Source organism: Gordonia rhizosphera NBRC 16068 (assembly GCF_000298195.1).
Taxonomy (GTDB): Bacteria; Actinomycetota; Actinomycetes; order Mycobacteriales; family Mycobacteriaceae; genus Gordonia; species Gordonia rhizosphera.
In genome coordinates, this window is record NZ_BAHC01000159.1 from 19,913 (window position 1) to 40,437 (window position 20,525).

The window sequence follows — 20,525 nt, forward strand, 5'->3', positions numbered from 1 at the left end:
AGATGAGTGAGTCAGCACCCCTGAACGGCGTCAAGGTCATCGAACTCGGCACCATGTATGCCGCCCCGACCGCGGGGCGGATGCTCCGCGACTTCGGCGCGGACGTGCTGAAGGTGGAGGACCCGACCACCGGCGATTATGCGCGACAGTGGATTCCGCAGAAAGACGGCCTCTCGCTCGGATTCTCGCGGTTGAATGCGGGGAAGCGTTCGGTCGGCATCGACCTGCGCAACCCGGAAGGGCGCGAACTCGTCAAGCGGCTGATCGCCGACGCGGACGTCGTCGTCGAGTCCTTCCGACCCGGTCGGCTGGAGAGCTGGGGTCTGGGTCCGGCGGAACTGCACGAGATCAACCCCGGGCTGGTGATCGCGCGGGTGTCGGGCTTCGGTCAGACCGGCCCGAACCGGCTGCTGCCGGGGTTCGGTACCGTCGCCGAAACCGCCAGCGGTTTCGCCAATGTCAACGGCTGGCCGGACAGCCCGCCGACCTCGCCGCCCTTCGGGTTCGCCGATTCCATCGCCGGACTGTCGGCCGCGATGGGTGTGTCCATGGCGCTGTTCAACCGCAGCCGGACCGGCGAGGGCGAGGTCGTCGATGTCGCGCTGTACGAACCGCTGATGTTCATCGTCGGCGACATGTTCCTCAAGTACACCGCGCTCGGCGAGATCCAGCAGCGGATCGGCAACAGCACCGGCGCCGCGTCACCGCGCGGTATCTACGAGTCCGCCGACGGCAAGTTCCTGTCGATCGCGGCATCCAATCAGGCGATCGCCACTCGGCTGTTCGCCGCGATGGGACGTGCGGAGGTCATCGAGGACCCCCGCTACGCCACCAACGCCGCACGCCTCGAGCACAACGACGAGGTGCAGGCCATGGTGATCGACTGGTGTAAGTCGCTGCCCCGCGAGGAGATCCTGGAGACGCTGGAGAAGTTCGAGGTGGTGTGTGCGCCGGTCAACGACGCCGCCGACGTCGTCGCCGACCCGCACTTCCGGGAGCGGACCCTCGTCGAGATCACCGGCAACGAGATCTTGCAGAACACACTCATGCCGGGCCCGGTGCTGCACATGGGTGGCTACGACGGCCCGATCTACGACGGGGTCCCGACCGTCGGCGAACACACCCGCGAGGTGCTGACGTCGCGGCTGAACCTCGACGACGGCGAGCTCACCCGCCTCGCCGACGCCGGCGTGATCGCGGGCTGACCCACTTCCGGCGCGACCCGCTGACCCCCCGCGGGTCGCGCCGGACCCCCACTTCCGCTTCCACCCCAACCGCTGATCGAGTAGTGCGCGAGCCGCCAGGCGAGTGGGCGTATCGAGATCACAAACCCGACAGGACACAATGATGGGCATTCTCGAGGGCAAGGTCGCCTTCGTCACCGGTGCCGCTCGCGGGCAGGGGCGTGCACACGCGGTCACGCTGGCGGCCGAGGGCGCCGAGATCATCGCGATTGATATCGACGAGCCGATCGAGAACGTCGCCTACGCGCACGCCACCGCGGACGATCTCGCCCAGACGGCGAAGCTGGTCGAAACACTCGACCGGCGAATCCTGGCCACAAACGCCGACGTGCGGTCCAGCGAAGCGCTCGATTCTGTTGTCGCCGAAGGACTCGAGACCTTCGGGAAGATCGACATCGTCGTCGCCAACGCGGGTATCTACACCCAGGCCCCGTTCTGGGAGATGGACGAGAAGATGTGGGACGACGTCCAGGACGTCAACCTCAAGGGTGTCTGGCGCACGATGAAAGCCGTTGTGCCGCACATGATCGAACGCAAGCGCGGATCCATTGTGCTGACCTCGTCGGTGAACGGGATCATCGGAAACCCGAAAGCGGCGCACTACGCGGCGGCCAAACACGGGGTGTTGGGATTGATGCGAAGTGCCGCGCAATCGCTGGGCCCGCTGGGCATCCGGGTGAACGCGGTGGCTCCCGGGTTGATCGACACGCCGATGACCAACTTCCAGGGCATGTACGACCAGATGGCGGGGCACCCGGGTGCCGACCGCTCGGACTACGACAAAGCGGCCCGGCACTTCGGGATTCTCGCCGGCCAGGGTGCCCTGCCGCCCGAGACGATCGCGAACGCCGCCGCCTGGCTGGCGTCGGACGGCGCGTATGCGGTGACCGGTCAGAACATCGTCGTCGACGCCGGCCACACGATCATGCCGGGCTTCAATCCGGCACCAATAGAGTCGCTCTGAGCTGCGTCGACAGCACCGGATAATCGCCGACGGCAACCCACAGGAGGTGCCGTCGGCGGATTCTCTGGTTCTGTCGCTGTCGATTGCGTTGCTGTCGGCGGGATTCCGGGTGCTGTCGGCGGATGACCACGGCGCAAACCGTGGTGCGCCGTCACCCGTGGTTCAGCGAGGTCGCGGCCGCCGCCGGCGCCTCGTCGGACCGCTGTCCGGCCACCCATCGTCCGGCCCGTATCCGAAGACCAACGCCGGGCACTCGGCCCGTCACCCGTCGGCTAATAGCTTATAACTATATGCATATATACGTGACGCCCGACACACCGGCAAGTGTGGCGCGGGGCAGACCCCGGCGCAGTTGCGGTAGGGATCACATTAATGATAATCATAGATTGAGAAGTGTGGGCTGCACCCTAGGAGGCCGGCGATGATCACATCGCGCTCAGGCGCGGGTTGACCCTCGCCTACCTGATCGGCCACGAACCGGCCGGTCGGCCGCTCCCCCATCCATCCCGTCTGATCACGAAAGAAGCTCATGGAGTTCGGATTCCTACTGGGCGACCAGCCCCTGTCGACGCCTCCCGAGGAGCACCTGGACCTGCTGCTGCGCAACGTCGAGGCCGGTCAGCGTGCCGGTTTTACTCACTTCACGATCGGCCAGCATTTCCTGTACTCGGACTTCCGTTGGCTGCAGCCCATCCCCATCCTGGCCAGGCTGGCCGCGGAGATAGACGATCACGTCCGGATCGGAACGACGGTCCTGGTGGGCCCGCTGCAGCATCCCGTCCAGCTTGCCGAGGACCTGGCCACCCTCGACATCATCACCGGCGGCAAGCTGATCGTCGGGCTGGGCACCGGGTATCTGGAGCGCGAATACGCGGCCTTCGACAAGCCGTACAGCAAACGCTACGGCATGCTCGAGGAGCAGATCGAGATCCTCACCGCCCTCTGGACGCAGGATCGCGTCACCTTCGACGGACAGTTCTGGCAGCTGGATGACGTCACGACCCACGTCCACCCGATCCAGAAACCGCGTCCGCCGATCTGGTTGGGCGCGATGAAGAAGGTCGGGGTACGTCGGGCCGCACGCAGCGGTGATGTCTGGACGATCACCCCACAGCAGACCGTCGACGAGGTGGCGCAGCTCGTGCAGATCTACGTCGAGGAGCGCCGGGCTCGTGGGCTGCCACTCAATCCCTTCCCCCTTCGCCGAGAACTGCAGGTCGCCGACAGCTATGACGACGCCCTACGCGACTTCGCGGCCGTCGCTCGCGGTAAGTACGTGTCGTATGCGAGTCAGGGGATGGGTCTGCTGGATCAGGAGCGGGTCGAGCGCGAGTTCCTGGCGAACGTCGCCGACCACGTCCTGCTGGGGACGGGCGCTCAGGTGTGTGACCAGATCGCCGCGATCGCCGACCGAATTCCGATCGGTCCGTTGCTGATCCGACCGCATTGGCCGGGTATGGACGCGGAGCAGTCGGCACGCTACCTGGAGCGGGTGGGACGTGAGGTCGTCGCGCCGCTGAAGGATCTGCGGGCGGTGGGCTTCGACGCCCTGGTCGCGTGACCGGCCACGCCGAAACGGAGGGCCCGTTGTCGAATATTCACGACCAGCAACGCCTGCTCGTCAGCCCCGAGGAACTGGAGGGCGTCCGTGCGCTTCTGCACCAATACGCCTACGCGGTGGACAGCTCCGATGAATCACTGCTCGCTGCGGTCCTGACCGACGACGTGGTGCTGCATCGCGTCGACGGGGCCCGCGAAGGCGCCGATGCCGTGCTGGCGTTCTACCGGACCGTCTTCGACGGCCCGACGATCTGGAGCAAACATCTCGTCACCAATCTGACCTGCACGGTGACGCCACACGGCTACGACGTCGACGCCTACGTCCAGGCGATCTCGCGCACCGCCGACACCGGCATGATGGTCCTCGCCGAGTACCACGATCAGGTGGTCCGCGACGACACCGGCCGCTATCGGATCGCGGTAAAGGCCATCGACGTGCAACAGACCTTCCCGCTCGAGGTCCGCATGGCTGATCAGCCCGCCGTGGTCGCGACCGGGGAGATGCCGCCCATCACGCCGAAAGAGAGATGACCTTGACCACCGAATCCACCCAGCCGTACGCACATCTGTTGTCCCCGTTCGAGATAGGGCCACTGAAGCTGCGCAACCGCGTGATGCTGCCACCGCATGCGTCGGCGATCGGCAACATCTTCGGCACCGACGCGGACGCCGAACGCAATCTCGCCTACTACGTGTCGCGCGCCCGGGGCGGCGCGGCCTGGTTCGACAGCCTCAGTGCCTGGGTGCCGAACACCGGGGTGATCCCGGGATTCGAGCCCACCGGGGTCGGCGCCACCGTGGAGGGCCATTACAGTCTGCCCTTTTTCGTCGAACGCGTGCAGGCATATTCGGATGCCCTGCATGCCGAGGGTGCGGTGGTCACCGGGCAGATGGTGCACCAGGGTGGGATGCCACACGGCGCCTCACCGGTGCTCAGTGCCCCGGTCATCAACAATGTCCCCCATCAGCTCAATCATGACGAGATCGCCTATTTCGTCGGCCAGTACAAGTTCTGCGCCGAGCAGGCTCAGCGAGCGCGTCTCGACGGTGTCGAGTTGCACATGAATCACGACGACCTGCTCGAGTACTTCCTGTCGCCGCTGACCAACCGTCGCGACGACGAGTACGGCGGGTCCATCGAGAACCGGTGCCGCTTTCCGGTCGAGGTGTTGCGCGAGATCCGGGAGGTGATCGGATCATCGATGGTGATCGGCATCCGGCTCAATCTCCGCGAGGAGGTGCCCGGCGGCTACGACATCGGCGGGGCGATCGAGATCGCGCAGTACCTCGAGAGCACCGGGCTGGTCGACTACTTCCACGGTGTGGTCGGTAGTCCTTGGGGAAATCCGAGCTACATTCAGCCGCACTTCTACGAACCCGCGCAGTGGCAGGATCTGGCAGGGCAGTTGCGGCGCGCCATCTCGCTGCCGGTCGTCCACACCGGACGGATCAATCATCCGGATGTCGCGGAACGTGTGCTGGCCTCCGGAAATGCGGATGTCGTCGGCATGGCCCGGGCCCATATCGCCGAACCCGACATCGTCGCGAAGGTCCAGGCGGGCAGGGTCGACGAGATCCGGCCCTGTGTCGGCGGCAATGAGTGCATCAGCCGCCGCTACGTGGAAGGGCTGCCGTTCGGGTGTGCGGTCAACCCGCACACCAGCAACGAGATCGATGGTCCCTGGCCGGTGGTGACCGATCCGAAGCGCGTCCTCGTCGTCGGGGGTGGTCCCGCGGGAATGGAGCTCGCCGCCCTGGCCGGGGAGAAGGGCCACGATGTGCAGTTGTGGGAGGCGTCCGACACGCTCGGCGGACAGCTGCTCACCGCCGTCAATGCGCCGACCTACGACATGTTCGAGAAGTACCTGGATTGGCAGCGGCGCCGCGTCGACAGGGCCGGGGTGAAGGTGGACCTGGGCCATTGTGCGACCAAGCAGGAGATCGAGGAATCGGGATTCGACGTGGTGGCCGTCGCGACCGGCTCGACCAGACGCATCCCGGATATCCCTGGGGCATACGGCGACAATGTCGCCGACATCAGGGATGTACTCAACGGCGACGTGTCCGTCGGCAACCGGGTGCTGGTCGTAGCGCAGGACGATCACATGCCGCCGTTGTCGCTCGCCGACTTCCTCACCGACCGTGGACACGACGTGACGATCGTGTATGCCACTCAGGTCGCGGGCCAACTACTCGGCCGCTACATCGTCGGCGGCATCCTCGGCCGGCTAGACGCGAAGGGTGTGGAGTATCGCTTCTCCGAAGACGTCGTGGAGATCACGCAGACCGGTGTGGTGACGCGAAACGTCTACTCGGGCAGGACGCGAGAGCTCGACGGGTTCGACTCGGTGGTGCTGGCGTGCGGCGGTATCGGGGATGCCGGCCTGTATGAGAGCCTCAAATCGGGTCCGGCCAACGCGAACGGACGTGAAGTCCACATCCTCGGCGACGCCTACGCGCCCCGCCGGCTGGTGTTCGCGAGCAGACAGGCCTACGCGCTGGCGAAGCTGATCTGACGCAAAACTCGGCCGACACCCACGCGGTGTCGGCCGAGTTTGTCGTCGGGTCACATACCGCCGTCGACGGTGAGGATCGACCCAGTGGTGTAGCTCGACGCCTGACTGGCGAGATAGACTGCGGCACCGACGATCTCGCTGGGATCACCACCGCGCTTGGCCGCGAACGTGTCGGCGCGCTTGGCGAATGCCTCCATGTCCCACGCGGTAGAGACATCTGTCAGGAAGGTGCCGGCCATGATCGCGTTGACCCGCACGTTTGGCCCGAAGGTCTTGGCGAGCCCCATCGTCAGCGCGTTCAGGCCGGCCTTGGCAGCCGCATAGGGCAGCACGTCGGGACGCGGCCGCATCGACGCGGCGCTGGAGATGTTGATGATCGACCCACCGTCGCCGTCGGCCATCCGCGTCCCGACCAGGGCCGCGAGCCGGAACGGGCCCTTGAGGTTGACTCCGATCACCTTGTCGAACAACGCCTCCGAGACGCCGGCGACACCGTCGTAGAGGGGGGACATGCCGGCGTTGTTGATCAGCACGTCGACCTTGCCGAAACGCTCGTAGCTCTTGTCGACCAGTCCCTCGAGATCATCCCAGCGGCCGACGTGCGCGGCGACGGGAAAAGCGGTCCGCCCGGTCTCCTCCTCGATCTCCTTCGCGGTGACCTCGCACGATGCGCCGTCGCGGCTCGCGATGATGACGTCGGCGCCCGAGCGGGCCAGACCGAAGGCCATCGCCCGGCCGAGGCCCCGGCTGCCGCCGGTGATGAGTGCTACGCGGTCGGTGAGGTCGAACGCCTGATCGGGGCGAAACTGGCCTGCCATCGAATCTCCTCTGTCCATGGACGTAATTCCTTAGTATGGTAATCATAGATTACGGAATGTGACGAGCGCCATGGCGAGCGCCGACGACGACGGAGACAACAATGACCACAAGCGAAACCGGACTGTTCGAACTGCCCCAGACCTACCGGGACCTACAGGCCCAGGCCCGTGAGTTGGCCGTCTCGATGCGCGACATCGCAGCCCGCGCCGACGAATCGAGCTCCACCGACCCCGATGTCCGCAAGCGCCTGGCCGCCTCCGGTCTCACCGAACTCGCGGTACCCGCACAGTGGGGTGGCCGCTTCGAGAAGGTCGACTCGCTCGCGGTGACCATCGTCCGCGAGCAGCTGGCCGCCGAGAGCGCTCATCTCGATTCGATGTTCGTGATGCAGGGCATCGGCAGCTACGGCCTCGCCGTGGCGGGGTCGGACGCGGTGCGCGACCGTTGGTTGCCGAAGGTCGCGACGCTCGACGCGATGGCCGCCCTCGGTCTCACCGAGCCGCACGTCGGGTCGGACCTCAAGGCGCTGACCACCACCGTCGTCGCCGACGGTGACGAGCTGGTGCTCAACGGACACAAGTCGTTCATCACCAACGGCGGCGACGCCGATTTCTACAGCATCCTGGCCAAGGAGGGCGACGGCTACTCGCTGGTCCTGGTGCCCGCCGACACCCCCGGGGTGAGCACCCACCGCCCGCATCAGATCATCGCGCCGCATGTGCTGTCCGACGTCGTTCTGGAGAACGTCCGGGTACCTGCCGATCACCGGATCGGCGAGGCCGGAAAGGGTTTCGGCCTCGTCCTGGCGACACTGGCCACCTTCCGGGTGTCCGTCGCGGGTGCGTCGGTCGGGATGGCCGAGGCCGCATTGCGTCTCGCGCTCGAGCACGCCAATAATCGCCAGCAGTTCGGGACGTCGCTGTCGCGGCTGGGTTCGGTGCCCGAACATCTCGCCTCCTGCTGGACCGACATCGAGGCCGCCCGTTCGCTCACCTACCGGGCGGCGGCCGCCTCGGCGCGCGACCCGCGCGCCAACCTGCACCTGTCGTCGATGGCGAAGGTATCGGCCACCGAGATGTGCGGCCGCGTCGTCGACCGGTGCGTGCAGATCATGGGACGCTTCGGCATCACCCGCGACACCGCGATCGAGCGTCTCTACCGGGAGTCCCGCCCGATGCGGATTTACGAGGGGTCGACCGAGGTCATCTTCGATTCGCTGGCCAAGCAGCTGATCAAGAATGGCATCTGATCTGCTGTCCGCGGAGGCGCTGCAGCGCATGGTGATCCAGTCCGAGCTCACTCGGCTCGGCGCGGAGTACTCCATCGCGGTCGACGACCACGACATCGAGTGCGTTCTCGACTGCTTCACCGACGACGGCAGTTTCGAACGGGCGGGTTCGGTGCATACCGGACGATACACGCTGCGTAGCTTCTACATCGCGATGATGGACCGCTATCGGTTCACCCGCCACGTCCCGGAGACGCTGGTGATCCGCGATGCTGACGACACCGAGGTGGTGTCGCTGACCACCGGCAGTGCCGAACTGCTGTACGGCGACACCCTGATGCGTGCGGCCTACCGCTATCACGACACGTGTCGCCTCGACGACGGACGCTGGCGCTACGCACGCCGGAAGCTCGACTTCCTCTACGTGGTTCCGGCCGAGGCCATGTCCGCATCGATGGTGGACCGCAACCGCATTCGTTGGCCGGACGCACCACCTTCGCCGGCCGACTTCCCGGAATCACTACCCACATGGGAGACATATCGATGAGCCGCACCGGCGTCGACGACCTGGAGAACATGCGTCCGATCACTCTGGACGACGAGTCTCGGGCGGCGCTGTTCGCCGCGCAGACCGAGTGCACCTTCGTGTTCGCGACGCCGCAAGGCTGGCCGGCGGGAGTCGTGGTCTCCTACCTCGTCGACGGTGACTCGTTGTGGTTCACCGCGGCCGCATCCCGACTGCACATCCGAGCCCTCAACGACGAACCGCGGGTCAGTGTCGTCGTCTCCAACAACGGGACCGTGCTCCCCGGACGCCAGATGGTGACGATGCGCGGCCGTGCGACAGTGCACCGGGACCGGGAGACCCGCGACTGGTTCTTCCCGCGGTTCGTCGAACGGATGCGGCCCAACGATCCGGTGGCGTTCGCCCGGCTGCTCGACAGCCCCGATCGTGTTGTCGTGCAGGTGGAGATCGTGCGAATCCCGGTCAGCCACGACTCAACCCGGCTGCCGGGGGATGGGCGTGGGGGAAGCTGAGCCGACCTGACTTCGCTCAGCGCGGGGAGAGGGCTCTCAGTCCGGCGCGACCGGCGGTGTTGGCGAGTTCGGTGTCATAGGTCAGCAGTTCGTCGACGCCGATTCGGATCGCGACCGCCAGGTGTAGGGCGTCGTGGGATCGGAGAGGTGTGTGGGTGCCGGCGGCGATCATGTCTCCCCGCGTGAGGTCGACGAGATCAACGGTCTCGAGAATCCTCGTGATCGCGTCGGCGGCGATGAGGTCGGGATGGCGTCCGGCCGCGCAATGCAGTTCGGTGTGAAGCAGCCAGGACGCGACCAAGCGCCGGCGCGGCCCGGATGTGAGCCACTGCAGCAGTGGCTCGGTTTCGGGCTCGTCAACCACGAGCTTCATGGCCGCTGACGTGTCGACGTAGGTGATGATCACCAGCGGCCGCGCGTGTCGTCGAGGATCTCGGCGGTGGTTACCGAGGAGCGCGATCGTTGGATGGAGCGGAGGTCAGCCGGGTCGCGAATCGCGCGACGAACCTGGCCTTGGTCGAGAAGTGCGTCGAGTACGCAGCGCTCAATGGGACTGACCACAGCAACCGGCCTGCCGTTGTTGGTGACGATGATCGATTCTCCGGCTTCCACGCGTCGGAGGACGTCTGCGCTGTGATTGCGCATCTCGCGGTGGGTGATCGTCTCCATGTCGCACAGCGTAGCACAGCCTTGGTACGCAGCGTTCCGGAGAACGCGGCGCCTCCCCGAACCGGGAGAAGGCCGACCCGAAAACCCCGTGCGTGCAAGCCGCGGAAGCCATAGTGCCAACGGTCCAGCCTGGACGTGAGGTTTCCAGGGTCGGCCCGACTCTAGGCGGCCCGGGGTGCTCCCAGGGTCTGCAGCGCCTCCAGCAGCGCCGGCGGAATCGGCGCCTTCGCCCCGTCCGCCCCGCGTACCGCGTAGGTGATCGCGCCGTGCGCGACCAATTCGTCGCCGCGGGTGAAGTCGAATCCCAGGACGTACGAGGTGTTGCCGAGCTTCTCCAGGACCACCGTGCACACCAGTTCGTCAAACACCCGGCAGCTGGTGAAGTACTGGCACTCCGACTTCAGCCCGACCGTGTACGCGCCGATGCGGTCGAGCATGGTGTCGCTGTCCAGCCCCAGCCCATGCAGCCAGACGCTGTAGGTGCGTTCCATCCACGGGTAGTTGATCGCGAAGTACGAGATCCCCAGCGCGTCGCAGTCGCCGTAGGACAGCGCAAAGCGTTGTTGCGTAGGCGCATTCACTCTGGCCTGCTCTTCGACCGACAAAGTCATCTCTGCTTTCCTTCCAGGTCTTGAAAAACCATCCTAATCATGGTCATGATTGCTATGGTAATCCACATCACACGAAAACTCACCGGAGGTTGGTCATGTCTGTTCGCCACGAGATCGAGAACGTCCTCGCGCAGTACGCCATCGCCTACGACAGCGGTGACCTGGGTGCGGTCGAGAAGATCTTCGCGCCCGACGCCGTGTTCACCATGAACATCGCCGACGGTGCCGAGGTCGGCCCGCTCAACGGCGCCGAAGAGATCATGGGCCTCTACCGGGGAGCGAGCGACTCCCACACCGGCCAGGGCCGCCACATCACCACCAACGTCTACGTCGAGCCGCGCGAGGACGGCACCGTGAAGTCCACCGCCTACCTGCTGGTCATGAACGTCGCCGGTGGCGAGCTCTCCCCGGTCACGACCGGCATCTACATCGACGAGTGGGCCCGCGGCGGAGACAGCTGGCAGCTCACCAAGCGCCACATCGAGCTCGACCGCCCGTACTGATCCCACTCAACCCATCTCAGGCTGGCACCATGACACTGAACCAAGGACTCATCCCCACCAAATGGGCGGCTCTGACACCGAACGCCCAGGCCGTCTACGACGTGCCCAACGACCGGCGTATCTCGTTCGCCGACCTCGATTCCCGGGTGCGGCGCCTGGCCAACGGACTGCGGTCCTTTGGCCTGCGCAAGGGCGACCGCGTCGCGGTCCTCGCCAAGAACAGCATCGAGTTCCAGGAACTCTTCTTCGCCGTCGGCCGCGCCGGCCTCATCCTGCAACCACTCAACTGGCGACTGGCGACGCCGTCGCTGGCCAAGCTCCTCGATGACGCGGAACCGAAGGTCGTCATCACCGCACATGAGTTCCGTTCGGTTGCAGACGAACTCAAGCGAACCGTGGACATCGAGAACTGGCTGGAGTTCGGGCCGAACGGCGACGGTACCTACGAGGATCTGCTTGCACGTTCCAGCGACGACGAACCGATCTGGACCCCCGACATCGGCGGCGACGATCCGTTCTTCATCCTTTACACCGGGGGTACCACCGGAGAGTCCAAGGGCGCCTTGCACTCCCACACCAGCGCTGCGGCGGGCATGCTCAATCAGACCGTCGCCGAGCGGGTCGTCCCGACCGACGTCTACATGCTGACCGGGCAGATGTACCACATCCCGGTGGTGCTCTCGATGAACTACATGAAGCACGGATGCCCCGTCGTGTTGGTCAACTTCGAGGCCAAGCAGGCCCTGGAGATCATCGAGGCCGAACGGGTGTCGGCGTTCCTCGGCATCACCACCATGCTCAACTGGATGATGGCGGTCGAGAACTTCTCCTCCTACGATCTCTCGAGTCTCCGCAACATCCAGTACGGTGGCGGTCCGATGCCGTCGGCGGTGGTCCGCAACGCCCTCGACTCCTTCCCGTGCACCCTCATCCAGGGCTACGGGCAGACCGAAGGCACGACGATGTCGTTCCTCTCGCAGGAAGACCATCACGACGCGATCCGAGGCATCAACGAGCAGCGGCTCAAATCCTGTGGCCGTGAGGGATTCGGCACCACGATCCGGGTGGTCGACATGGACGGCAACGAGGTCCCCCGCGACGGGAAGACCCCCGGCGAGGTGATCGTCCGCTCCGAGGCGAACATGCTCGGCTACTGGAACAAGCCCGACCTCACCGCACAGACCCTGCGGGACGGGTGGATGCACACCGGCGACATCGCCACCTGGGACTCCGATCGCTACGTCTTCATCGTCGATCGCGCGAAGGACATGATCATCTCCGGAGGCGAGAACATCTACTCCATCCAGGTGGAGGAGGCGATCGCCATGCATCCGTCGGTGCTCGAGTGTGCGGTGATCGGCATTCCCGACGACGAGTGGGGCGAGGTCGTCAAGGCCGTCGTCGTCCTGAAGCCCGGCACGACGGCAAGCGAGGCCGAGATCATCGACACCGCGCGGCAGAACCTGGCGTCGTACCAGAAGCCACGGTCGGTCGACTTCGTCGACGCGCTGCCGAAGGCGCCGACCGGCAAGATCATGAAACGCGACCTGCGCGAACCATATCTGGCGGTGCAGCCGGCATGAGCACCGCGCTGCTGAGCGAAACAGACCTCGCCGCCCGGGTGGGTACCACCTTTCCGGGCGGTGAGGTCCGTCTCGAGCCGTGGTGGGTGCACCTAGCGCTGGACGCGATCGGTGCCGACCCGGCCGACGGTCCGGGACACCCGGCGCTGGTGTTCCTCGTCGCCACCGGTGCGATGGGCTGGGACTGGGCAGATCTGTTCGCGGTGTTCGATGCCGACGAGCAGGATGGGCCGATGGCGGGGGAGACCGCGACCACCGTGCACACGCCCCTGCAGTTCGGCACGACGTACCGGGTGGCGGGCGAGATCATCTCCGCGCGAAGGAAAGAGGGGCGTAGCGTGGGTGTCTTCGACATCGTGTCCTACCGGCTCGACCTCATCGGCGAGACCGGCGATGTCGACGCCTCGACGACGAACTCGATCATCTTCCCCCGACGGCGAGGTGGCGCATGACAACCTCGGATACCCACACCGTGGCGGTGGGCGACGCCCTGCCCGCAACCGTCATCGAGTCGGTCGACCCGGCACGGATGAAGACGCTGTCGGCGTTGATGCGAGATCCGAATCCCATTCACTTCGACGAGAAGGCCGTTGTGGCAGTCGGATTGGGCACGAGAACCGTCAACCAGGGGCCGACGAACGTCGCCTATGTGGTGTCTGCGGTGGCCGCTTGGGCCGGTGGGGTCGAGAACATCGTCGAGTATCGGTTTCGGTTCCTCGGCAACGTCTTCGCCGGTGACAGGTTGCGCACTGGAGGCACTGTCACCGCGGTCGACGAAACCGCCAACGGACGGGTCGCGCAGTGCGACCTGTTCCTCGAGGTGATCGACGGTGCGCGCGTCCTGGCAGGCTCGGCGACCGTTCGCATTCGGTGACAGACGATTTCGTCACAGAGCTCAAATGAGAGGAGTACGACCATGGCCGGTCGTGTCGAAGGAAAGGTCGCTTTCATCACCGGTGCCGCCCGCGGTCAGGGACGCAGCCACGCGCTGCGTCTGGCCGAGGAGGGCGCCGACATCATCGCCGTCGACATCTGCGAGAACATCTCCACGGTGACACCGTTCTACGATCTGGCGTCCGAGGAGGACCTGCAGGAGACGGCGGCGCTGGTCGAGAAACTGGACCGGCGGATCATCACGCGGGTCGCCGACGTCCGCGACCGCGACGCACTCCAGAAGGCGTTGGACGCCGGGACGGCGGAGTTCGGTGGCGTCGACATCGTGGTGGCCAATGCCGGAATCGCCTCGTACGGACGGTCCTGGGAGCTGACCCGCGAGCAGTGGGACGACATGATCGCGGTCAATCTCACCGGTGTGTACAACACCGCGGTCGCCGCAATCCCCACCATGATCGACGCCGGCCGCGGTGGGTCGATCATGTTCACCTCGTCCATCGGCGGACTCAAGGGCATCCAGCAGGTCGGCGACTACGTGGCCGCGAAACACGGCATCGTCGGCCTGATGCGGACGATGGCGAATGAGCTCGGCCCCTACAGCATTCGGGTCAACACCATTCATCCGACGAATGTCGACACGACGATGATCCAGAACCCCGGCACCTATGGGATGTTCGCGCCGGACGATCCGGAACCCACCCAGGACAAGGCGATGGCGGGATTCATGTCGCTCAACACCCTGCCGATCCCGTGGGTCGACCCCTCCGACATCAGCAACGCGGTGCTGTTCCTGGCCAGCGACGAGGCCCGCTACGTCACCGGCGTGACACTCCCCGTCGATGCCGGCGCCTACGTGAAGTAGCCCAACCGCCGAAGCCGCCGGCGATATCGCTCTCGACAAGCTCGATCCGGCGGATACCCCGGCTCGTTCCTCGCGGGCCACCAATTGCGGAGATCGCGGGCAGGCTCAGTGAGTCAGCCAGCTTTGCGATGCAGCCGTTTCCGCGCGGACGTAGATCCCGATATCGGTACCAGGCGACCGGCGCGACCCAGCCCTGTCGCTGGCATGTTGCCGTAGATCGCTTCGTACTCTCCGGCACGGACCAGGAACGTCTCGTGCCAGATGCCGCTGCGGGTGCTGTTGCCGACCCGCTTCCAGTACTGCCGCCAAGCGGCGGAGTGCGGATCGTTGGGGTCCTTCGCGAAGGCCTCGAGGTGCTCAAAGGAGCGCCAATACTGGACATTGGTGAGCCCGAAGTTCTGGTAGCCGAGCAACCCCTTGTCGGGGTGCTGAATCAGATGCTTCAGCATATAGGGCATTCCACGACGGCCGCCGAGGTCGGCGAACGAGCGGATCGCCTTCAGGGGCGAGTTGAGGCGCGCGCCGATGATGAAGACGACGAAGTCGCCTTCGATCTCCGCGGTCCACCGGCCTGGATTCACCCGCGCCATGGCGCAAACCATACGCGCAGTCAGGGCAATCTGGGGCCGGAATACGGTCACGCACTCCCTCGTGAGTAGGCGTGACCCGTTGACGTCGATCACGCCTGACGGCCCGGAATACACCAGAAATTCAGGGTGCCAGATTGTCTGGCGGGTCTCTCGGTCGCCGATCATTGGCGAGATCCACGGCAGCGGCCACGACAACGAACGCCTGACGGCCGCGCCCCGGTGAGCAATATGCGCGAAAGACGACAAATGAGCGCAAGCGTGACTGTGATGCGACAAGTCAGAAGGATGCTCATGTAACGGCCGACATAGAACGCCATGACCCTCCGCACGGTCGGCCCGATACCCAGAAATGAGCAGACAATGGTGGTAGCACTCGGCTTCGGTATGACGGAGCGCACGAAATGAATCCGATCGGCACAGACCCCACCACCGACTCAACCACCGATCACCAGGGCTGGACCCCGACCACCGAACGCAAAGGACCATTGCGAGGCATCAAGGTCCTCGACATCAGCACGGTCTACGCCGCTCCCATCACCGCTATGCTGCTCGGCGACTTCGGTGCCGATGTCATCAAGGTCGAACATCCACGCGGTGACCCGGCACGCACCCACGGCTGGCACCGTAACGGCCACGGTCTGTGGTGGAAAGTCATCGCCCGCAACAAGCGAACGATGACCCTCAACCTCGGCCACCCCACGGGCCAGGACTTCCTGCGCGAGATCGTCGCCGAGGCTGATGTCCTCGTCGAGAACTTCCGACCCGGTGTCCTGGAGAAATGGGGCATCGGCGCCGACACCCTCCTCGACCTCAACCCCGGCCTGGTCATGTTGCGAGTCACCGGTTTCGGACAGACCGGCCCATACGCAGATCGCCGCGCCTTTGGCACCCTCGTCGAGGCCATGAGTGGATTCGCGCACCAGACCGGCCAACCCGACGGCCCGCCCACCCTGCCACCCTTCGGCCTCGCGGACGGCGTCGCCGGCATCACCGGGGCCTTCGCGGTGATTTCCGCTCTCTACGACCGCGACCGCAACGGCGGCCACGGTCAGGTCATCGACATGTCCCTGCTCGAACCTCTCTTGGGCATCCTTGGGCCAGGCCCCACCGTGTGGGATCAACTCGGTGAAATCGCCCAACGCCACGGCAATCGCTCCCCCAACAACGCTCCCCGCAACACCTACCGAACTCGGGACGGCCGCTGGGTCGCCATCTCGGCCAGCGCTACGTCGGTGGCCGAACGCGTCATGTGTCTGGTCGGTCGACCCGACATCGCCGCCGAACCCTGGTTCGGCAACGCTGGAGAACGCAGCCGCCGCGCCGACATGATCGATACGGTCGTCTCGGCGTGGATCGCGGACCGTGGCTTCGACGAGGTCGAAGCCCGGTTCGTCGCCGCAGGCGCCGCGCTGGCCCCCATCTACGATGCACGGCAACTACTCTCGGACCCACACGTGATCGACCGCGACGTCATCACCACTGTCGACGACGACGACCTCGGCCGGATTCGCATGCAAAACGTCATGTGCCGCTTCTCCGAGACCCCCGGAACGATCGAGTTCGCCGGCCGTGGCCTCGGCCAGGACAACGAACAGCTCTACCGTGATCTCCTCGGCGTCGACTCCGCCCGGCTCGCCGAGCTCGCCGAGGACGGTGTGCTGTGAGCAGCGCCCGCAGCTACCTGTTCGTGCCCGGCCACCGACACCAGATGGCCGACAAGGCCTTCACCCGCGGGGCGGACGAGGTCATCATCGACCTCGAAGACGCCGTCCCCGCCGCCGACAAGCAGACCGCCCGTACCAACGCACGAGAAATCCTGGGCCGCCGCCGCGGATGGGTTCGTATCAACGCGGTCGGCAGTGCCGACGCAGTCGCCGACCTCAACGCCGTTGCGGGGCACGCCTACGGCGTGCGTATCCCCAAGGTGGATTCACCTCGCGACGTCGCCTGGGTGGCGAGCAGGCTCCCCAAGGGCACAAAACTCTTGTGTGCCATCGAGACCGCGCGAGGGGTCCTCGCCGCACCCGAGATCGCCTCGCTTCCGGGTGTGGAGCGACTTGCGCTGGGTGGAATCGACCTGCGCGCCGACCTTCGCTGCGGCACATCACCTCACGCACTCGACTACGCCCGCAGCGCACTGGTCATCGCGTCGCGTGCGCACGGCCTCGCGTCCCCGATCGACTCCGTCTTCGCGCACGTCAACGACCCCGCCGCGCTCGCCGAGGAGGCCCGCATCGCTCGCGAACTCGGGTTCGGCGCCAAGTCGGCCATCCACCCCAAACAGCTCGACACGATCCACCGGGTATTCATGCCGTCGGCCAACGACATCACCTGGGCCACAACGATCATGCACGCTCTCGAAATCAGCGACGGTCGGCCCACCACAACCTCCGACGGAGAGTTCATCGACGCACCCGTCGAAGCCCGCGCACGACGGATACTGGCCCATCACGACGATCGATCAGCGGCAACGGGGTGATCTCGATACGCCCGCTCGTTCCTCGCGCGCTACTCGATCAGCGGTTGAGGCTCCCGCGCGCTACTCGATCAGCGGTTGAGGCTCTCGCGGGCTACTCGATCAGCGGTTGGGTCACCCCTACTCGATCAGCGGAAAGGGGTCAGCGGCGGGGGTCAGTCTGTCGCGCCTTCAAGAGCGGTTTCGCCGAGCACCGCATGAACCGCGGCGAGGCTGGCGTCGGCAGCGGGGCCCGTCCAAACCGTCCGGCCGCGGGTGATGACCGAAACCTCGTCGGCGATCCGTAGCGCCGCATCGGCGTTCTGCTCGACGATGAGTACCGCGATACCGGTGTCGGCGATGTCGCGGACCTTGCCCATGACGGTGTCGACCATTGTCGGCGCCAGGCCCATCGACGGTTCGTCCATCAGGATCACCTTCGGCTGTGACATCACGGCCCGGCCGAACGCCAGCATCTGCTGCTCGCCGCCGCTGAGCAGCCCGGCCGCACCGTTGCGCCGCTCCGCCAGGATGGGGAACTGCTCATACACCTCGGCCAGGGTCTTCGCAACCCGGGAGCGTGGGGCGCGGTAGCCGCCCACCCGCAGATTCTCCTCGACGGTGAGGGTCGAAAAGACCCGCCGCCCTTCCGGTACGAGCACCAGACCGTGGCGCACCATCGTATGGGCACGGCGCCCCGCGACATCCTGGCCGCCGATCGTCACCGATCCCGACTTGGGCCGGTGGTAGCCGGCGATGGCGCGCAGGCTCGTGGTCTTGCCGGCGCCGTTGGCGCCGAGGACCACGGTTACGCGGCCGGCGTCGGCCTTCATCGACACGCCCTGGACCGCGTTGACCGCTCCGTAGCTCACGTGCAGATCGTTCACCTCAAGCATCTGCTGCCTGCCTTCCCAGATACGATTCGCGCACGCCCTGGTCGGCGACCACATCGTCGGGCAGGCCCTGCGCGATCAGCTTGCCGAAGTTCATGGCGAACAGGTAGTCGCACACCGTGACCATCATCTGCACATCGTGCTCGACCAGGAGTTGGGTGTAACCCTCCTGTTGTAGTGACCGCAGCAGGTCGCTGATCTCGTCGCGCTCTTCGGTGTTCATGCCGGCCGTCGGTTCGTCGAGCAGCAGCAGCCGCGGCGTACCGACGATGGCGCGCGCGATTTCGGTGCGCCGTTGCATACCGTAGGACAGTTCGCTGGGCCGCATGCGTTGCAGATGGGTGATGCCGACGCGCTCCATCACCTCGTCGGCCCGGCCGCGGGCGTGCTTGCGCTTGCTGCGATCGGCGGTATCGAGCCCGAGGAGTACGTTGTCGAGGACCGAGCGGTCGTCGATCAACCGCACGGTCTGGAACGTCCGTGCCACACCGAGGTGGGCCACCCGGTGGGCCGGAACGTTCTCATACGGCCGTCCGTCGAACCGCAGATGTCCGCGCGTCAAAGGATTCAGCCGCGTCACCGCGCCGAGGAGCGTCGACTTCCCGGAACCGTTGGCGCCGAGGATGCCGTAGATGAGACCTTCGCGCAGGTGCAGCGACACCCCGTCGACGGCGCGTACTCCGCCGAAGTGGACGGCCACGTCGTCGAGTTCCAGCAGCGGCGCCGAAGCGTCTTCGGGTTTCGTCGTGTCGTCGGGTGTCATGTTCCCGCCTCTTCCAATTGTTCTGCGGTTCTGTCGGATTCGTCCTGTGCCGCGCCGTCGGGTCTTGGTGTGGTGCCGGAGCGGATGTTCATTGTGCGGACCCGATGCCAACCGGAGCGCAGAATCCCGAGGATTCCGTCGGGCAGCAGGACGGCGGCCAGAACCACCAGCAGGCCGTAGATGAACTCCTCCCATTCGCCCACGAACGCCACCCACGTCGGCAGCCAGACGAAGACGACCGATCCGATGAGCACACCGACCCAGGAGCGGGCACCACCCACCACGATCACGGTCAAGGCGAGCACGACGAGGTGGAAGTTCACCTCCTCGGGCGTGATGGTGCTGCGCAGCAGTGTGGTGAGACCGCCGGCGAGTCCGCCGATCATGCCCGAGACCAGAAAGCTGAGCCGCCGGTAGTGGCCGACGTCGATCCCCATAGCGTTGGCCAGCTCCGGGTCCTCGCGCACCGCATCGATCCGCCGCCCCAGGCCACCCGACTCGGTCAGCTGGGTCAGCGCCACGACGACCAGTGCGACGACGAAGATCCCGCCGAGCGTCAGATCGCCGAGTGCTCCGAACAGTCCGGAGGCCCCACCGGTGAGCTCGCCGCCGTTGACCGCGACCACCGCGACGATCAGCGTGAACGCGATGGTGGCCATGCCGAGGTACAGGCCGCTGAGGCGCTGGACCACCAGGCCGAGTAGGTAGACGACGACGCCCGCGATGAGGACACCCAGCGCGATGGCCGGCGCGGTACCCCAGCCGAAGTGGATCATCGCGGCCGCAGCGCTGTAGCCGCCGATTCCGAACGCGCCGATGCCGGCGAAGGAGAACACTCCCATGCGCATCGGGATCTGGATGCTGAGGGCCAGCAACAGCGTCGTCATCGTCTGTTGCAGCAGAACGGTGTTGGCATCGATCCAGGTGGTCATGTCCGTCGTACCTCCTTGCGGCCGAAGAGTCCCTGGGGCCGCAGGAGCAGTACCAGGAAGATCAGACCGAACGACACCGCGTCCACCCAGGTTCCGAAATGCAGGTGGATGAGCAGGGTTTCGGCCGCCGCGAGGATGTAGGCACCCAGCACGGCGCCGCCCATCGATCCGAGACCGCCGAGCACGATGATCGCGAACGCCTTGATGAGCAGGGGATCTCCCGATTCGGGGGCGATCGCTCCCAGTTGCAGGGTGAGCAGTACACCGGCCAGGCCGGCGAGCGCGCCGGCCATCGCCATTGTGCCCAGGGCGAGGCCGTTGCGGTTCACGCCCATGCCCTCGCTGACCTCCGCGTCGACGCCGATCGCCCGTAGGGCCAGCCCCTGTCGGGACTTCTTGAG

Annotated in this window: 24 protein-coding genes; 15 read left to right on the plus strand and 9 right to left on the minus strand. The window is 65.9% G+C overall.

Going from position 1 to position 20,525, the window contains the following annotated elements:
• The first annotated feature begins 2 nt into the window (after positions 1 to 2).
• From GORHZ_RS19775 to GORHZ_RS19795, 5 genes are all read left to right on the plus strand, one after another.
• Positions 3 to 1,205 (plus strand): CaiB/BaiF CoA transferase family protein, encoded by a 1,203-nt coding sequence (locus GORHZ_RS19775; RefSeq protein ID WP_006336118.1) that lies wholly within the window; start codon positions 3 to 5, stop codon positions 1,203 to 1,205.
• A 142-nt stretch (positions 1,206 to 1,347) separates the two neighbouring features.
• Positions 1,348 to 2,208: a mycofactocin-coupled SDR family oxidoreductase gene (locus GORHZ_RS19780; protein ID WP_006336119.1), complete on the plus strand. Its 861-nt coding sequence runs from the start codon at positions 1,348 to 1,350 to the stop codon at positions 2,206 to 2,208.
• Positions 2,209 to 2,737: 529 nt separating this feature from the next.
• Positions 2,738 to 3,769, plus strand: a complete 1,032-nt coding sequence (locus GORHZ_RS19785) for an LLM class flavin-dependent oxidoreductase (RefSeq protein WP_006336120.1) — start codon at positions 2,738 to 2,740, stop codon at positions 3,767 to 3,769.
• A 26-nt stretch (positions 3,770 to 3,795) separates the two neighbouring features.
• A complete protein-coding gene (locus GORHZ_RS19790) occupies positions 3,796 to 4,299 on the plus strand; it encodes a nuclear transport factor 2 family protein (RefSeq protein WP_006336121.1) in 504 nt (167 codons plus the stop codon).
• On the plus strand, positions 4,296 to 6,284 hold the full coding sequence (locus GORHZ_RS19795) for an oxidoreductase (protein WP_006336122.1): 1,989 nt from the start codon (positions 4,296 to 4,298) through the stop codon (positions 6,282 to 6,284). The genes GORHZ_RS19790 and GORHZ_RS19795 overlap by 4 nt, the downstream gene beginning before the upstream one ends.
• A 50-nt stretch (positions 6,285 to 6,334) precedes the next feature.
• Here GORHZ_RS19795 and GORHZ_RS19800 read toward each other — a convergent pair whose 3' ends face one another.
• Positions 6,335 to 7,102, minus strand: coding sequence for an SDR family NAD(P)-dependent oxidoreductase (locus tag GORHZ_RS19800; protein WP_040532605.1), 768 nt, complete (start codon positions 7,100 to 7,102; stop codon positions 6,335 to 6,337).
• A 101-nt stretch (positions 7,103 to 7,203) separates the two neighbouring features.
• Here GORHZ_RS19800 and GORHZ_RS19805 point away from each other — a divergent pair, with 101 nt between their 5' ends.
• The 3 genes from GORHZ_RS19805 to GORHZ_RS19815 are packed head-to-tail and all read left to right on the plus strand — an operon-like array spanning position 7,204 to position 9,369.
• Complete coding sequence (locus GORHZ_RS19805) at positions 7,204 to 8,352, plus strand: acyl-CoA dehydrogenase family protein (RefSeq protein WP_006336124.1); 1,149 nt, start codon at positions 7,204 to 7,206, stop codon at positions 8,350 to 8,352.
• Complete coding sequence (locus GORHZ_RS19810) at positions 8,342 to 8,878, plus strand: nuclear transport factor 2 family protein (RefSeq protein ID WP_006336125.1); 537 nt, start codon at positions 8,342 to 8,344, stop codon at positions 8,876 to 8,878. Before GORHZ_RS19805 ends, GORHZ_RS19810 begins: the two co-directional genes overlap by 11 nt.
• Positions 8,875 to 9,369: a pyridoxamine 5'-phosphate oxidase family protein gene (locus GORHZ_RS19815; protein ID WP_006336126.1), complete on the plus strand. Its 495-nt coding sequence runs from the start codon at positions 8,875 to 8,877 to the stop codon at positions 9,367 to 9,369. The genes GORHZ_RS19810 and GORHZ_RS19815 overlap by 4 nt, the downstream gene beginning before the upstream one ends.
• Before the next feature lie 16 nt (positions 9,370 to 9,385).
• Here GORHZ_RS19815 and GORHZ_RS19820 read toward each other — a convergent pair whose 3' ends face one another.
• From GORHZ_RS19820 to GORHZ_RS19830, 3 genes are all read right to left on the minus strand, one after another.
• Positions 9,386 to 9,775, minus strand: a complete 390-nt coding sequence (locus GORHZ_RS19820) for a type II toxin-antitoxin system VapC family toxin (RefSeq protein WP_006336127.1) — start codon at positions 9,773 to 9,775, stop codon at positions 9,386 to 9,388.
• Complete coding sequence (locus tag GORHZ_RS19825) at positions 9,772 to 10,038, minus strand: type II toxin-antitoxin system Phd/YefM family antitoxin (RefSeq protein WP_006336128.1); 267 nt, start codon at positions 10,036 to 10,038, stop codon at positions 9,772 to 9,774. Before GORHZ_RS19825 ends, GORHZ_RS19820 begins: the two co-directional genes overlap by 4 nt.
• 161 nt (positions 10,039 to 10,199) lie before the next feature.
• Entirely contained in the window at positions 10,200 to 10,649 is a 450-nt protein-coding gene (locus tag GORHZ_RS19830) for an acyl-CoA thioesterase (protein ID WP_006336129.1), read from the minus strand.
• A gap of 95 nt (positions 10,650 to 10,744) precedes the next feature.
• Here GORHZ_RS19830 and GORHZ_RS19835 point away from each other — a divergent pair, with 95 nt between their 5' ends.
• The 5 genes from GORHZ_RS19835 to GORHZ_RS19855 are packed head-to-tail and all read left to right on the plus strand — an operon-like array spanning position 10,745 to position 14,491.
• Entirely contained in the window at positions 10,745 to 11,152 is a 408-nt protein-coding gene (locus GORHZ_RS19835; protein ID WP_006336130.1) for a nuclear transport factor 2 family protein, read from the plus strand.
• Positions 11,153 to 11,181: 29 nt separating this feature from the next.
• Positions 11,182 to 12,735, plus strand: coding sequence for an AMP-binding protein (locus GORHZ_RS19840; RefSeq protein ID WP_006336131.1), 1,554 nt, complete (start codon positions 11,182 to 11,184; stop codon positions 12,733 to 12,735).
• Positions 12,732 to 13,187, plus strand: a complete 456-nt coding sequence (locus GORHZ_RS19845) for a hypothetical protein (RefSeq protein WP_006336132.1) — start codon at positions 12,732 to 12,734, stop codon at positions 13,185 to 13,187. Before GORHZ_RS19840 ends, GORHZ_RS19845 begins: the two co-directional genes overlap by 4 nt.
• The gene (locus tag GORHZ_RS19850; protein WP_006336133.1) at positions 13,184 to 13,609 is read left to right on the plus strand and encodes a MaoC family dehydratase; all 426 of its coding nucleotides are present in this window, start codon (positions 13,184 to 13,186) and stop codon (positions 13,607 to 13,609) included. The genes GORHZ_RS19845 and GORHZ_RS19850 overlap by 4 nt, the downstream gene beginning before the upstream one ends.
• Positions 13,610 to 13,651: 42 nt before the next feature.
• On the plus strand, positions 13,652 to 14,491 hold the full coding sequence (locus GORHZ_RS19855; RefSeq protein WP_006336134.1) for a mycofactocin-coupled SDR family oxidoreductase: 840 nt from the start codon (positions 13,652 to 13,654) through the stop codon (positions 14,489 to 14,491).
• Between the two features lie 113 nt (positions 14,492 to 14,604).
• Here GORHZ_RS19855 and GORHZ_RS19860 read toward each other — a convergent pair whose 3' ends face one another.
• Entirely contained in the window at positions 14,605 to 15,081 is a 477-nt protein-coding gene (locus GORHZ_RS19860) for a DUF4188 domain-containing protein (protein ID WP_040532610.1), read from the minus strand.
• A gap of 401 nt (positions 15,082 to 15,482) precedes the next feature.
• Between GORHZ_RS19860 and GORHZ_RS19870 the strand changes: the two genes are divergently transcribed.
• Together GORHZ_RS19870 and GORHZ_RS19875 are read left to right on the plus strand one after the other, a co-directional pair.
• Positions 15,483 to 16,745 (plus strand): CaiB/BaiF CoA transferase family protein, encoded by a 1,263-nt coding sequence (locus GORHZ_RS19870; protein ID WP_006336136.1) that lies wholly within the window; start codon positions 15,483 to 15,485, stop codon positions 16,743 to 16,745.
• Positions 16,742 to 17,560, plus strand: coding sequence for an HpcH/HpaI aldolase/citrate lyase family protein (locus tag GORHZ_RS19875; protein WP_006336137.1), 819 nt, complete (start codon positions 16,742 to 16,744; stop codon positions 17,558 to 17,560). The genes GORHZ_RS19870 and GORHZ_RS19875 overlap by 4 nt, the downstream gene beginning before the upstream one ends.
• Positions 17,561 to 17,712: 152 nt before the next feature.
• Here the strand turns inward: GORHZ_RS19875 and GORHZ_RS19880 are convergent, their stop codons facing one another.
• The 4 genes from GORHZ_RS19880 to GORHZ_RS19895 all read right to left on the minus strand — a co-directional run.
• A complete protein-coding gene (locus GORHZ_RS19880; protein ID WP_006336138.1) occupies positions 17,713 to 18,432 on the minus strand; it encodes an ABC transporter ATP-binding protein in 720 nt (239 codons plus the stop codon).
• Positions 18,425 to 19,192 carry an ABC transporter ATP-binding protein gene (locus tag GORHZ_RS19885; RefSeq protein WP_006336139.1) on the minus strand — a complete coding sequence of 256 codons (768 nt, stop codon included), beginning with the start codon at positions 19,190 to 19,192 and terminating at the stop codon, positions 18,425 to 18,427. Before GORHZ_RS19885 ends, GORHZ_RS19880 begins: the two co-directional genes overlap by 8 nt.
• A complete protein-coding gene (locus GORHZ_RS19890; RefSeq protein ID WP_006336140.1) occupies positions 19,189 to 20,124 on the minus strand; it encodes a branched-chain amino acid ABC transporter permease in 936 nt (311 codons plus the stop codon). The genes GORHZ_RS19885 and GORHZ_RS19890 overlap by 4 nt, the downstream gene beginning before the upstream one ends.
• Positions 20,121 to 20,525 (minus strand): ABC transporter permease subunit (locus GORHZ_RS19895; RefSeq protein WP_006336141.1); only part of this gene is annotated, 405 nt, incomplete at its 5' end. The genes GORHZ_RS19895 and GORHZ_RS19890, both read right to left, overlap by 4 nt.